This is a genomic window from Alsobacter sp. P4_H11, from assembly GCF_056400925.1.
The window spans coordinates 86,199-99,721 of sequence record NZ_JBFUKI010000007.1; the positions used below are offsets into that span (position 1 = coordinate 86,199).

The 13,523-nt window shown below is 64.2% G+C and carries 10 protein-coding genes; 6 read left to right on the forward strand and 4 right to left on the reverse strand.

Annotation, left to right across the window (positions count from 1 at the left end):
- Positions 1–21 precede the first annotated feature (21 nt).
- The 4 genes from AC1DSZ_RS13890 to AC1DSZ_RS13905 all read left to right on the forward strand — a co-directional run bounded on the left by AC1DSZ_RS13890 (position 22) and on the right by AC1DSZ_RS13905 (position 3,631).
- Positions 22–711, forward strand: a complete 690-nt coding sequence (locus AC1DSZ_RS13890) for an outer membrane protein (RefSeq protein WP_476839164.1) — start codon at positions 22–24, stop codon at positions 709–711.
- 318 nt (positions 712–1,029) lie between these two features.
- Positions 1,030–1,467 carry an EamA family transporter gene (locus AC1DSZ_RS13895; RefSeq protein ID WP_476838946.1) on the forward strand — a complete coding sequence of 146 codons (438 nt, stop codon included), beginning with the start codon at positions 1,030–1,032 and terminating at the stop codon, positions 1,465–1,467.
- A gap of 156 nt (positions 1,468–1,623) precedes the next feature.
- Entirely contained in the window at positions 1,624–2,730 is a 1,107-nt protein-coding gene (locus AC1DSZ_RS13900; RefSeq protein ID WP_476838947.1) for a YncE family protein, read from the forward strand.
- A 595-nt stretch (positions 2,731–3,325) separates the two neighbouring features.
- The gene (locus tag AC1DSZ_RS13905) at positions 3,326–3,631 is read left to right on the forward strand and encodes a hypothetical protein (protein ID WP_476838948.1); all 306 of its coding nucleotides are present in this window, start codon (positions 3,326–3,328) and stop codon (positions 3,629–3,631) included.
- A 365-nt stretch (positions 3,632–3,996) separates the two neighbouring features.
- Here AC1DSZ_RS13905 and AC1DSZ_RS13910 read toward each other — a convergent pair whose 3' ends face one another.
- Positions 3,997–4,338, reverse strand: coding sequence for a hypothetical protein (locus AC1DSZ_RS13910; RefSeq protein WP_476838949.1), 342 nt, complete (start codon positions 4,336–4,338; stop codon positions 3,997–3,999).
- A gap of 497 nt (positions 4,339–4,835) precedes the next feature.
- Here AC1DSZ_RS13910 and AC1DSZ_RS13915 point away from each other — a divergent pair, with 497 nt between their 5' ends.
- Positions 4,836–5,174 (forward strand): hypothetical protein, encoded by a 339-nt coding sequence (locus AC1DSZ_RS13915; protein WP_476838950.1) that lies wholly within the window; start codon positions 4,836–4,838, stop codon positions 5,172–5,174.
- Positions 5,175–5,214: 40 nt separating this feature from the next.
- Positions 5,215–5,544 carry a hypothetical protein gene (locus AC1DSZ_RS13920; protein WP_476838951.1) on the forward strand — a complete coding sequence of 110 codons (330 nt, stop codon included), beginning with the start codon at positions 5,215–5,217 and terminating at the stop codon, positions 5,542–5,544.
- A gap of 229 nt (positions 5,545–5,773) precedes the next feature.
- Here AC1DSZ_RS13920 and AC1DSZ_RS13925 read toward each other — a convergent pair whose 3' ends face one another.
- The 3 genes from AC1DSZ_RS13925 to AC1DSZ_RS13935 form a co-directional block, all read right to left on the reverse strand.
- A complete protein-coding gene (locus AC1DSZ_RS13925; protein ID WP_476838952.1) occupies positions 5,774–9,133 on the reverse strand; it encodes a UvrD-helicase domain-containing protein in 3,360 nt (1,119 codons plus the stop codon).
- On the reverse strand, positions 9,133–11,799 hold the full coding sequence (locus AC1DSZ_RS13930) for a PD-(D/E)XK nuclease family protein (RefSeq protein ID WP_476838953.1): 2,667 nt from the start codon (positions 11,797–11,799) through the stop codon (positions 9,133–9,135). Before AC1DSZ_RS13930 ends, AC1DSZ_RS13925 begins: the two co-directional genes overlap by 1 nt.
- Before the next feature lie 345 nt (positions 11,800–12,144).
- Complete coding sequence (locus AC1DSZ_RS13935; protein ID WP_476838954.1) at positions 12,145–13,521, reverse strand: hypothetical protein; 1,377 nt, start codon at positions 13,519–13,521, stop codon at positions 12,145–12,147.
- Positions 13,522–13,523: the final 2 nt, after the last annotated feature.

Genomic DNA, 13,523 nt, shown 5'->3' on the forward strand with positions numbered 1-13,523 from the left:
GTCCTCGCCGCTTCGGGCGCTATGGCAGCTGACCTTCCGACGTCAAAGGGCGCTCCGATGGCGCCGATCGTCTACGCCCCGGTGTTTACCTGGACGGGCTTTTATGTCGGCGTGAATGCGGGCGGCGCTTTTGCGAAAAACCAGAGCACCACGTTCGCGAACACCGTCACTGGCGTGACGACGACAACGAGCAACGGCGACACGTCTGGCTTCATTGGCGGCGTTCAGGCTGGTTACAACTGGCAGTTCGGCCAGATCGTGGCTGGCGTCGAAGCTGACATCGATTATGCCGACATCGGCCGCAATCGCCGCAACGTGGGCGTTGTTTACGTCGACGCTTTCGGAAACCCCGTTGGCGTTGGCCGTTCCAACTCGAACAACGTGTTCGGGACCGTCCGCGGCCGCATCGGTTACGCCTTTGATCGCGCCCTGATCTACGTGACTGGCGGTCTGGCCTATGCGGGCTTCGGCGGAAACGACTTTTTCCGCAGGAACAGCGATGTGAAGGCCGGATGGACCCTCGGCGGCGGCGTCGAGTACGCCTTCACCCCGAACTGGACGGCCAAGATCGAAGGTCTCTACGTGAACATCGATCGTGGCAATCACAACGCCACCGAGGTGTTTAATGGCGTCGGCGATCGCGTGGTCGTCTCCACGCGCAAGAACAACGATGCGGGCGTTGTCCGTGTCGGCCTGAACTACAAGTTCTGAGAAGCCGCGGCCGCTTGCCCCAAGGGGCGGGTTCGCCGCTATTATCGGCCCGAAGCGCAAGCGCATAATAAAAACCCCTGCAGCGGGAGCACGCTGCAGGGGTTGGTCGATACATGGATGGATCATCCAAACTTGGGCCGATAACGAGTTGGGCCGGCTCGGGTTCCTCAGTAGACCGGGCTACCCGAAGCATACCTTCAGCTACGCAGCCTCTGACGTGCCCGTGCCGAAGGGCGTGGGGCCTCTTTCTGGACAGGTCAGCTTGACGAAGTGAACACGCAGAGCTGATCGTCACCCAGACGTGGCGGAGATGGCTGGATGAAGACGTTTAATCAATCCTGGCAGCTCTGGGCCTTGCTTTCAGCGACCTTTGCCGCCCTGACTGCGGTTTTCGCGAAGGTGGGGATCGAGAACGTCAACTCGGATTTTGCGACCTTCATTCGCACATGCGTCATCATCTGCGCCTTGGGGGCGATCCTGGCGGGCACCGGACAGTGGCAACCCTTAGCCTCTGTATCGGGGAAGACTTATGCCTTCCTGACGCTCTCCGGCTTGGCCACCGGGGCATCCTGGATTTGCTATTTCAGGGCGCTGAAGCTCGGGGATGCCGCTCGCGTCGCCCCGATCGATAAGCTGAGCGTTGTGCTCGTTGCGGTTTTTGGGGCTGCTTTTCTCGGCGAGCGCCTGGCTACCTTGAATTGGCTTGGGGTGGCGCTCATCGCAATCGGAGCAGTCCTCGTCGCCTACAAGGGATAGATCTGGCCACGGCTTGGGAAACGACGCTTTCCGCAGCACTGCCTGGTCTCGCCGGCCTCCAAACGTCACAGACATTGGTTGGCGCAGCAGCCTGCGGTGCTCGGCGCTAATGGTAGCGCCTGCTGTACTGCGCCTTGGTCCAGGAGTAGCCTGCACGTGAACGAACGACCCAAAACGGGCATCGGCCACATGGGAGGTACTATGCGTGCGTCCGTATTTCTGTTGCTAACGGCCTTATCAGTCACGCCCGCGCTGCCTTATGATGGTTGGCACCTCGAACGAACGATCCCGGTGACCAGCGGTACGGCCGCTTTTGACTACATCACGTTCGACAGCAGTGCGAACCGCCTTTTTCTCGGCCACAGGAAAAATGGCCTGCAGGTCGTCGATGCGAAAACCGGAGGTCTGCTCACCACGGTTCAAGGCACGCCGGCAGCGAGCTCGAACGGCGCGGTTCTCATCCCGGAGTTCGATCTCGGCGTCTCGAACAACGAGAATGGAACACTGACGCCGTTCAAACTCTCCACTCTGGAGGCAAGCGAGCCGATCAAGATCGGTGAGGAACTCGACACCAGCCACTACGATCCCGCCACAAAGCGGCTTTTTGTCAACATGGCCGCGGGCGCGACCGGTTCAGAAATTGTCGTCCTCGAAACGCCGTCGCTTCAAAAGATTGGCTCGATCAAACTCGCAAGCAAGAAGCTGGAGCATGCCGCCTTCGACGAAGCGGGCACGATGTTCTTGGCCGCCAGGGATCTCGACCTCGTCTATCGGATCGACACCAAAGGCATGACGGTTTCGGCTCAGTGGCCAACCACAGGTTGCGGGCAGGCCAACAGCACAGCGCTGGACGCTGGCAACAAGCGCCTGTTTGTGGCGTGCCGGGGAAATGACCGGATCAAGCCATCGCTCATTGTTATGAACACGGAAAACGGGTCCGTCGGCTACACAGCCGAGATTGGCGGCGGCAACGACGGCCTGGTCTTCGACCCGAAAAGTAAGCGGTTATTTGCCGCGAATGGCCTCAGCGCCAATCTGAACGTCTTCGAGCAGGTCGACGCTGATTCCTACAAGCCGGTCGAAGCTCTAGGGACAAGGGCTATGGTGAAGGTTCTTGCCTATGACGAAGAGCATCAGAAGCTGTATTCTATGACTGCCGAGGGGGCCGCTGATTTTGGCAAGAAGATAAACACAGCCGTGAGCCCGTTCTATCCAAACACATTTAGAGAAAACAGCTTCTCGGTTCTAGTTTTTTCAAAATGACCGCTGTGCGGTACTCCGGGCACGCCTGAGCGTGATGGCGGTTAATCAAAGCCCTGCAGCTGGCATGCTGCAGGGCTTCTTAGAACGGTCGTCAGTAGGTGGCCGTTTCGGTTCATCTTACTGCGGGGCGGCTGGCTCATTCGGTCGGCAGGCTCTAGTGCGACAGCTATCGATGCTGCTGGTGGAGTACGGGAACATCAGGACCTCTGCTGTGTGACGAGTGAACCGCCTCGAAGGGGCCTCGATACCCAACCACATTGCACGCTGGCGGCAGCCATATAGTCAGACGCGGACAAAGGCGCGCGTTCCTGCGGAACGATGACGTGCATTTGGATCTGCCCCCTGCTCATCGTCACTTCCCTGGCAGTCGGTGTAACCCTCGCTGTGGCCGGACTCTTCCGCTAGCGAGCACCGTGCAGGCACCCGGCAACATCGGCATCACGTCAGAGAGCCTGGCGTCCCGCATCACTCCAGTGGAAGTCTGGTCGAGTCAGAACGACCCGATTTGTTGGGCCGAATTATAGACGGTTCTGGTGACAGCGCGCCGACCCTGGGCTTATGAGAAGCCGTCCTTTTCAACAAAGCTGGTACTGAAGTGACCAAGCCACAGGCGGAGTTGGCGCAGCGCGTTCGAACGTTTTTGGCCGCGTGGATTTCTGAAAATCTGCCGCAAACACTCGTCACGCCCGGCCGGATGGATGCGGAGGCGTGTCGCCTAGGTTTTGAATGCTTGGTTGCTGCCGACAAGGCCGGAATCCGGCGGCAGGCGATAGAGAGAGTGATCGGCGACTTGATGGCTTACATGCGAGCTGCGATGGATGAGCGAAACGCCAAACTTCGCCGAAGCAGCCCAGCGATTGCATATGCTGCGGCGGAAGCTCGCCGCTTCACTGGCTCGTGAAGAATCGGCCTGACTTTGACAGCGCGGGTTGTCGGCGTTTCGGTGAAGCCGGCAAGCGCCCTTTCGAGTAGCATCCGCTCCACTGCAACGGAGACGGCATTCATGAGCCATAAAGCCCGCAAGCGCCCTTCTTGGAAACAGAACACGGTCCGGTTCAAGCTGATTATTGCTCCTGCTAAAACGCAGGAAGGTCAGACAAACAGGCAGAAGAAGGATCGGTATGCGAACCGCAGCGGGGGGTGAACCCTGCTGGCTCTCTAGAAAGAAAAAGACCCCGCAGCGGGGGCATGCTGCGGGGCCTCGTTCGGGGCTGAATCTTTGATCGCTCTTGCTGGCCAGAGGACGCGCGTCAACCTCCTCGGTTCCTAGACTCCCTCCCCTGCACTTGCGCCGCCGCGCTCGCCCGCTTCGATCAGGTCCAAGAGCAGCGAGCACAGGTCCGGAAACGGGCTCCGGTTGTTCGGATCGTATCCATCCCGGGCTTGGCGCAGTTCGTCCATCTCTGCGTGGAGGGATGCGATCATGGCGGCCTTGACCGAGAGACCGGCTGGGGTTGTCGCCCTCTCCACGCGCATCCGAAGGGCATACGCGCTCACACTCGCGAACGCCTGATCCATCGCCCTATCAGCAGCGATGAGGCCGGTTATCTCCTGCGCCTGATGATCCTCCTCCTCGTGAGCCTTCGCGGCGGCCACGATTTCACGCATGCGGTCCCAAGCGCGCTCGACCCTCGGCGACGCAGGCCGCCGCGAGAACCCTTCCGGCACATAGAGGGCGCTCCGAGAATGCTCGACGGCTGATGGCGAGTACCACTGCCGGGGGCCGCATGCATCGTCGTCCTGGACGAACAAGGCGGCACCGGCGTCTCTGGCGAGATCTGGTTATAGGCGTCGTGGGCCTGGCTGTAGCCGGTCGCGGCCCGGCATCGTGCCGCATGGCTCGCATCAGCCGAGACCCAGCCTGCAGACACTGCTGTCCGCACCATGGCGACCAGCTGCAACTTGGGGTTGCTCGATACTGGTCCTGGCGCCCGCCGTGTGTTTCGAGGGCGGCAAAGCGTCGTGCCTTCTGGTTCGCGTCCAGACGACCGCCCAGAGCGCAACGGTCGCTACACACGCCTAGAAAAACTTACGAAATTCATATTTTTATGTTGAAAAAAATAGATAGTTCAGCTATGGTCTTGGTACTGAAAACGAGGGATCCAATGAACAGCGAAGACATCAACGCGGCGCTCTCCAGGCTTATCGTAGAGCGAGAAGAGGTTCGCAGCCGGCTAGAAAAGCTAACCAAGGCCATTCAATCTCTGCAAGCTCTAGGGTTAAGCGAATCCGGTGAAAAGGAGGGCAAGCGTCGAGCAAGCAGCCAACGTGGGCGCATCCGCGAGTTGCTGAAGCAGGCAGGGGACTCAGGCCTATCGTCGGCTGAGATCGTCGCAAATTTCCCTGATTCAAACCGTGCGACCGTCTACGCAAATATCAATGCCATTAAAACACAAGGCGATATCGTTGCCTCAAACGATAGATATGTATGGGTGAATAGATAGTACCGAACTTACTTACTCGATCATTTACGGAGGTAGGCTCATGAAAATCGGCTGGAAAAATACGACCACCCCTGACACTTGCCAAAATGCGAAACCCGTTTCGACGAAGTTTGTCGAGAACGCCCGCGTGATCCACATCCGAAAAGGCGGGACCTACCGTTCCGGGCTAGCGAATGGAACGTTTCTGATCGCAAACGAGCCGGATGCATTCGTCCAGAACGGCATGGGATGCCGGGTCAAGGTAAATGCTACCTGGTTCGGAGAGCAACCGCCGGAACAGCCGCACCTCCGTATCAAGCTGGATGACGCGGAATGGAGTGAAGAGCACCACTACACCGGCGACGTCGTCGCCAACATCGCGCGATCCTGAGGGAGCGCGCATGTGGGTTTGCTTCAACGACGGCTTTATCTCCGCAGTGGCCGACCGCAACAACGCTGAACGCGTGGTTGTCAGATCCCGTCGCCCAGAAATTTTGAAAAACCTGTTTGGAGACGCAGGTGTGCTCCGGACGCCAAATGCGGACTATCGATACCGCGTGTTCGCCAAAAAGCAGGAACTGACTGCCTGGTTGGAAACGCGTGTTCGCACGTTTCCAATATTAGGCGACAACGCGGACGACGCGTCCGCTAGTCGGGAACACGATTAGGCCCTCGGGCACACCGGTTGCGCGCAGATAGTCGCCGACCTGGTCTCGGTACCCGGACACGATGCTCTCCGACGGATCCACGTCGCTCTTCCAGTCCACCACCAGGGTGGGTGCCATGCCATCGAATGCGATCGCGTCGGCAATGCCGTAGACGATCATGTCTACCGAGGCTTCGGCGGAGAAGCCGTACACCTGGCACTCAGGGAGAAGGGTGGGGCGCACGGCCGCGATCTCTGGCAGAGCCAGCGCACGCCGTACCGTTCTTGCCAGTTCGCGTGGCGAGCAGCCGTACTTCGGGTCCTCCGCCGGCATGTAGCCCAGCTCGGCGATCAGCACAGCCGCGCGTGCCGCAAGCGCAGCCTCGCCGTCGGACGTCTCGCCATTCAGGACCTCCTCGAAGAGCTTGTGCATGACGAGACCGCGCTCGCGTCCGCCCTGGATTTCCTCGTCCTCGATCGCATCCTCGCCTCCGGTCTCCTCAGAGGCGACCAGGACCTCCGGCTCTTGCGCCACGGCCGTCGGCTTGTCGCGGTCCTCGTGGCGGCTGGGCGACTTCCAGGCGAGTCCGCGCGACGCGGCGAGCACCACGGAGGCCTCGGCCGCAAAGACGGTGCGGGTCTGGGCGTTTGGCGCATGCGCCGCCGGAGCCGACAGGGTGTCCGGATAGTGCGACACGCCGACGGCCGGCAGCTCGTCGAGTGTTAGCTCGACCACGCCTAGCCAACTGCGGCCGCCCACTCCCGTCGAGAGGCGCGGCACGACGAGCAGCTCGCGGGCCCGGGTCGCGGCGACGTACCAGAGCCGGACGCGTTCGCGGGCGATCTCGGCCTTCTCGTCGTCGGCTGCCGCCTCGTATCCGGCCGGAGCAACGCCGAAGACCTTGCAGAACAAGCAGGACGACTGGCGGTCGATCACCGCGCCGACGCCCTCCATCAGCTTGGTCGAGGTGTTTACGGGCACCACCACCGGCCACTCCAGGCCCTTGGCGGCGTGGATTGTGTAAAGGGAGACGGATTCCTCCTGGGCGTCCGGACGACCCTCGCCGGCCTTGGCCTCGTCCTCCCATGCCACCGCCATCGCCTCGGCGAAAGCGCGCAGTCCTCGGATGGCGTAGGGTCGGGAAAGGTTCAGGTACATGTCGACGTTGGCCAAGGCACGCTCGGCCTGGCCGCGGTGGCGCACGAGGATCGTGGCGCGGACCCGCATCTCGGCCATGGCCCGCGAGAGCAGGTCGTGCGGCGTGGTACCGTTGACGCGCTTGGCGAGTTCCTGCAGCCGCGACAGCATGTCCGAGGCGACCGGGTGCGCGATATGGGCCGGATCGGTCCACAGGTTGAGGCGGGCTGGGCCGGTCGCGCCGGCATCGCGCGGCAGCGCCCAGACGATGTCGAGCAGCTCCTCCTCAGTCAGGCCGACGAGCGGCCCGCGCAGCAACGCCCCCAAGGCAAGCGTGTCGCGGGCGTCGGCCAAAACGCGCGTCAGCGCGATCAGGTCCTGGATCTCCTGACGCCAGAAGAAGCCCTTCCCCGCCTGGGTCGCGACGGGGACGCCGCGGCGTTCCAGCGCCTCCTCGAAGCGCCAGAGGTCGTTTCCGGTCGGTGCTAATAGGGCGATGTCGCCCGGACGGCAGACGCGATGGGCGTCGAGCTTGTGGTCGTAGACCTGGTGGCTGCCAATCAAACGGGCGCAGAACTCCGCCACGGCCTCGGCTTCGGCCGAGCGCTGCGCGTCCGATTCCCCGCCCGGCGGCACCTCGACGTCGAGCGCGGCCACGCAGGGATGCTCTCCCCGGTCCGGGTGCCAATGGTCGAGGGCGGTGAATCCCGGCTGGTTGTTGGTGACCGAAAGCGGCGTCTCGAAGCGGCCGTTCACGAACTCCAGGATCGAGCGGCAGGAGCGGAAATTCGTCGCGATGGCGACGACGCTCGTCGAATCCTGCGCGGCGATGGCCTCCCGCGCCGCTACGTAGGCCCGCACATCCGCCCCGCGGAAGCGGTAGATGGCCTGCTTGGGATCGCCAACCAGGAAGAGCGCGCCGGGCCGCAACACGCGCGCCTGCCAGTCATCGGAGCCCGGCGCGGCCTCGCCGCACAGGCGCCAGAATATCTCCGACTGGATCGGATCGGTGTCCTGGAACTCGTCGACGAGCACCCGCGCATAGCGGGCGGCGAGCGCCTGGCGGACGGGCTCATGTCGGCGCAGCAGGTCCCGCGCGGCATAGACGAGATCGTCGAAGTCGAGAAGCGCGGCGGCGCGCTTGTAGGCCGCAAAGCGGCCGATCAGCGGACGCAGCTCGGCCATGAGGTCGGACAGCAAACGGGCCGACGCATTGGTGATGGTGGCCGTCCAGGCCTCGCAGGCCGCCTTGTAGTGGCGCTCGGCGGCGTCGAACAGGCGCTCGCCCTCCGTCTTCGACAAGCCCGCCGCCTTCGCGGCAGTGTTCCAGGGGCCCTTCTTCTTGTAAGCCTTGAAGCCGGTCTTCGTGCACAGATCCTCGTGCGCGGCCGTGTTGACCAGGCGCACGAGGACGGCGGGACCATCATCCGACAGAGCCGAAGCCGAGGCCGCTGCCATGGCCTCGAAGCAGCCAAGCCATGCGGCCGTGTCGGCCTCAGCGCAACTGGCCCCGTCCATGAACGCGCGGAACTCGGCGACGCGGTCGCGGAAAGCGCCCACTGCTACGGCGAGGGGCCGCACGGGCGGTGGCTGCACGTCGCGGGAGCGGCGCATGCAATCCGAGACGCGGGTCACCGCACCAACCGTCTCGACGGGATCCACCGCGACCATCTCGGCGAGGAGCGGGCTGCCGGCGTCGCCGAGTCGCTCGCGGATCCACGCGTCGCGGAGGTCCGCGAAGGCCAAGTCGGCTTCGTTACGGTCCGCCACGGAGGCGCCGGGGTCGATGTCCGCCTCGGCGGGATAGGGCTTAATCAGCTTTTGGCAGAAGCCGTGGATCGTTGAGCAGGTGATCTCGTCGATCTCGGAACCGGCCGTCCGCAGCGCCGCCGTCTGGGAGGAGTCCGGGCCGCCGTGAAGGACGATGCGCAGCTCCACCGGGACGCGGCCGGCGAGCAGCTCCTCGACAAAGTCACGTACCCGGGCGAGCAGCTCGCTGGCTGCGAGCTCCGTGAAGGTCACCGCGACGATGTTGCGGGGCCTGACGCCGGAGGCCAGCATCATGGCGATGCGGCCGGCCATAACCGCCGTCTTTCCCGATCCGGCGCCGGCCTCGACCAACATGGAGCGGTCGTGGGCCGTCATGGCGGTGATGCGAGCCGCCTCGTCGGTCAGCGTCCTGGAGATCGCGGTCATCAGATCGCCTCCCAGACAAGCGCGGCGTCGCCCATGGCCTCGGTCGCGGCATCTGCTTTTCGGCGGTAATAGGCCTTGGCGGCGTTTGCCGGCAGGGCAAAGGCGAGGTCATTGTACTTGTCCGCCGTGTCTGGCCCCACGAGCGCACGCCCGGCGCGGAGGCTGTCACGAGACGCGACGAGGTAACCCGTCAGTTCGGCGAGCACGGTGTCTCCGTTCTCAAGCGGCAGGAACCGGCCGAAGCGCGGATAGCGCAGCGCCGCCTCGACCTGGACGTGTGCGCCGAGCAGCGCCTTGACGGCGAACGAGTAGATGCAGCGTTGGAGTTCCCTGCCGCCGGCCAGCACGTAGGGTTCGCCGTCCTTTGGTGGACGGCCGGTCTTGTAGTCCGACACCCTGGCCAGCGTCCCGTCGCCGGAGAGGTCGAGCCTGTCGATGGCGCCAGACGTGCGGAAGGCCGTGCCGGGGATCTCGACGGGCGCGGCGGCGTCCCACGGCAGGTTCCCGACGTCGGCATGATCGGCGCGTGCGAACGGCACCTCGGCGAAGCTGCGCTGGCCGGGGAGCGGCGCCTCGCCGTCGGGCCTGACCACGTCGCCCGCCAGCTCGCGCACCTCGCCAAGCGTCCGGCGCCAGATGGCGGGCGGGGGAACGGCGCGCTCCGCCTCGAACCCGGCGGCTGCCGCCGCGAGCGCCTCGGCAACCGCTGCCTCGACGGCGGCGGGAGTAGCCGCGGCCAACCCTCCAGCCGCCTCGAGCCGCTTTACCGCGCCTTCGAGCGCCAGATGCAGGATCTCGCCGTACTCGCGATGTTCGAGCGTCAGAGGCTCTCCGCCCATTGACGGGGCCTTCCAGCCGAGCCCGTATTTCCACACGAAACCCAGCGGATCGCGCAGCAGCTTGCGCAGCGATGTCGCGGACTGGTCGCGTCCCAGCACGTGGGCGACCATCGGATGTCCGGCTCGCACTAGACCGTCGTGCGGCGTCACCTCGGCCCGGTGCCAGTCTATCCAGCACCCCTCAGCCGAGATCGCGAGCGGCGACGCGCGGTGCTCGTCCATCCGGGCCGCGAGCCGATCGGCCTCGCTCATGGCATGCAGCGGCGTGCGGTTGCGCCGAAGATATGCCTCGTCGGCGGCGATGCCGTGCAGCAGCGGGCTCTTGCCGAGCAGCCGGCCTTCACCGTCGCGGCGCGGGCGCGAGAGAACCACCTCGGCGGCGGTCGTCGTCAGAATTGTGTCGAAGTCGCGCCTGTCGGCGGCGCCGATGGGTAGCGGGTCGAGCTCCTCGGCGCGGACGACGTGGTCGGGGAGAAGTCGGTCCTCCGAGGCGAGGCGGGGCCAAGCACGCGACGTCAGCCCGAGCAGGCGCACGAACGGGCGCGGGCTCGCCGCCAGGGCGGAGGCCGGCATCCAGGCAATGGCGGCGGGAGCCTCGGAGCTGTCGTCGATGCGAAGAGCCAAGAGCGTCAAAGGCAGGGCCGCGGCCGGTCCGTTCTGCAGGCCTTTCAGCCAGATCTTCAGGGCCGGCTTCCCCAGAACGGCGCGTCCGACCGCTTCGGCCTCGTCCAAACCTTTGCCAAGAACGTCCACCACCGCGCGGAGCTTCGGCCCATGGTCGACGCGGTCCGGCCAGTCGCTCGCGGCGAGGGACCCGATCATCCTGTCCCAGGCCCGGACGGAAGTCAGAGGCGCGTCGACGGGCAGCACGCGGGTCCAGCCGTCCGGCAGTCCGTCGAAGAGACCGCAGTCGCGGCAGAGCGAGGCCAGGCGCCGGACACGCACCTGCGACAGGCCCCTCGCGAGAACGTCGGCGAGGGCGGCTGCGGCCTGTCCGTCGCGGGTCGCCATCGCGCTGGTGCCGTGCACGAAGCGGATGTCGATGTTGGCGTCCGACCGCAACGTCAGGAGATGGTCATCGTATTCGGCCGGGCTGGCCGCGGCGATCGCGATCTCAGACGGCCGGGCGCGTCCGCTCGCGACCAGCTCGCGGGCCCAGCGCACGGCCTCGATGGCCTCGTGCAGCGCCGTCGCGGCGCTCTCAATGGCGACGGATGGAGACAGGGCAGGAGTGTTCGACACGACGGCACCTGTTTCGCCGAGCCAATCCGGGACGTGCCGCGGACCTGCCATCCAGGTCACCGGCAACTTGCCGGCGAGCGCAGTCAGCAGAGGGCGCCAGCACGGCGACATCTCGGTCAGGCCGACGACCTCGATCCGGCCCAGCACCGCTGGAGCGTGGTCGAGGCGCTTGACGGCCAGGGCAGCGAGGTCGCACGGACGAAGCATGCCGGGCGGCAACGCAGCAACCACCGCCTGCTCCAAAGCTGCGACGGCGTTGAGGCGCGGGTTCTCCGTCGCGCGTGCCTGGAGGTCGATGCCGGCGCGCCAGGCCTTGTGCAGGGTGTCAGCGGCGGCCCCCGTCATCCCGGGCAGCAACTTAATGCCGTCGAGTTCGCCCAGGTTCGTCGTCGGGAGCACGCGATGAATTGTCTGCCGCAACGTGTCCTGGTCGATAGGGCGGCTGAAGCCGCCGGCGAGACGCGCGGCGGCCTGTTCAAAGGTCATGACTGCGGCACCAAAGCTTCCGTTCTTCGCCAGTGCGAGACGGATCTCGCGAATTGCGAGTCGGCCGTGTGCGATTAACGTCTTGCGAACACCGGCCAAACGAACCTCCCGAATCGAAAGCGGATCATCAGCTACGACTGTTGCGCACAGCGGCAAATCTGCGAGCTACAGTGTCTTAAACTGTCTGTCTTGTTCCCGGATCACACTACTCTGCACGTATTTCGTAAGGATATGCACCTAAACGAGCCGCAGCAATTCGCCGGCTTAGTACCGGAATGCTGACGCGCGCAGAAGGTCTGCATGGGTCTAGAGCAGGCGTGCTGCGACGCATCCGTCGCTGACAGATTTCGACACCCACCGTGTTCAACAGCACGTTCAGCCGCGTTGCGGAATTAAGGTTTGGCCGAGGCGGGAGGTAGCACTTCAGTGAAATGAGCCGGACGCCTACGTGCGAGTTCTTCCTCTCATCGGGCGTTCGTTGCCACAAGTGCTCGTGACCGCGGCGTCTTCAAACGTGACCGTTTTCACGGCCTGCACTCCCGGCTCGGCAGCACGCTCCACGACGAGCGCTCCGCCGGCCTGCTGAACCAACTCCTGGAGCCGCGATACCTCGGAGCACCAGAGGACCTCTTGATCTCGGTCGCGCACGCTGTCTCGAGGTATAGCTGGTTGGTCCGAGCCGACAATTCGCACTTGCATACGTGAGACGTCTCCGGGCGCACCGATCTCCACTCCGTAGTCCGCTGTTCCCGGCTTGCGCAAGACAATGCGACCATCCCGGACCCACGCTGTCGCCATTCCCTCCCGGACTTCGTAGCCGAGAGTTGCCAGCCCACTGAGCACGGCCCTGCGGCGGCCGTCGGCCGCCACTTGGGCCACTTCACGCTCCGACACGGCGCTCGCCTCGATAAGCAGGCCTTCCGCGGTGGATAAATCGCCGTTTCCGAGCATCGCCTTGAGTTCCCCAGCCTGAACCAGACATGCTTTCGTGCCAATGGCCTCGAGGCCAGCCAACATCTGACGCAGCCGAGCACGGAGGGTACCCTCGTTTCGAACGCGCTGAGCTTCCCGGGATGCTTCAAGAAGTAGGGAATCGGTTAGGACGGCACGCCTGTCTGCGGGAGCGGCACGTACGGCTTCAAGCCGGACTCGCAGGGCCTCGACGAGCTCGACATCGCCGAGCGCATCAATCGTTGCGAGTGCGATGTCGATCCGAGCGTCGTTGGGGTGTGCGGGAGCGTTCGCCGCCGTCCATTGATCTAGCGTGACCGGCGGACCGGCATTGCCGAGACGGGCCGCGAGCTGCTCGAGATCCGGGCTCGTGCGCTGATCCGGACGTGGGACGGCCGCCAAATCTCGCAGCCATCTGTCGAGCAATGTCCTGAGCTCTGACAGCGCAGCCTCATCTGCGCCTCCGACTTTCTGAGGGACTGCCGAGAGTTCGGCCGGAACATCTTTGCCGGCAGCCATGAAGGCCTGGATTAAGCTCGTCGCTGAATCAGCAAGCCGCCGCCGGCGCTGACGGTCTGTCTCGGCTGCCGAGATCGCTTCGCGCGTCACGCGTTCAGCTTCCGACTTCAAGAACGCCGCAACCTCCGGTGCCTGCTTCTGAACTTCGAGGTAGCGCCCGGAGGACAGAAGCGTGGTTAGTCGCCCGATGCTGGCCCGGATTCCCTGTTCTACCTCCGGAGTGAGGCGTCCACCGCGATCATATACCCGCATCAGATCGTCGGCCGCCGCGCGTGCGAATGCGATTTCCCGCCGGCAGACCGCCTCGACCTCTTCTCGAGTCACGATACGAACGACTTTCGGTCCAGACATGT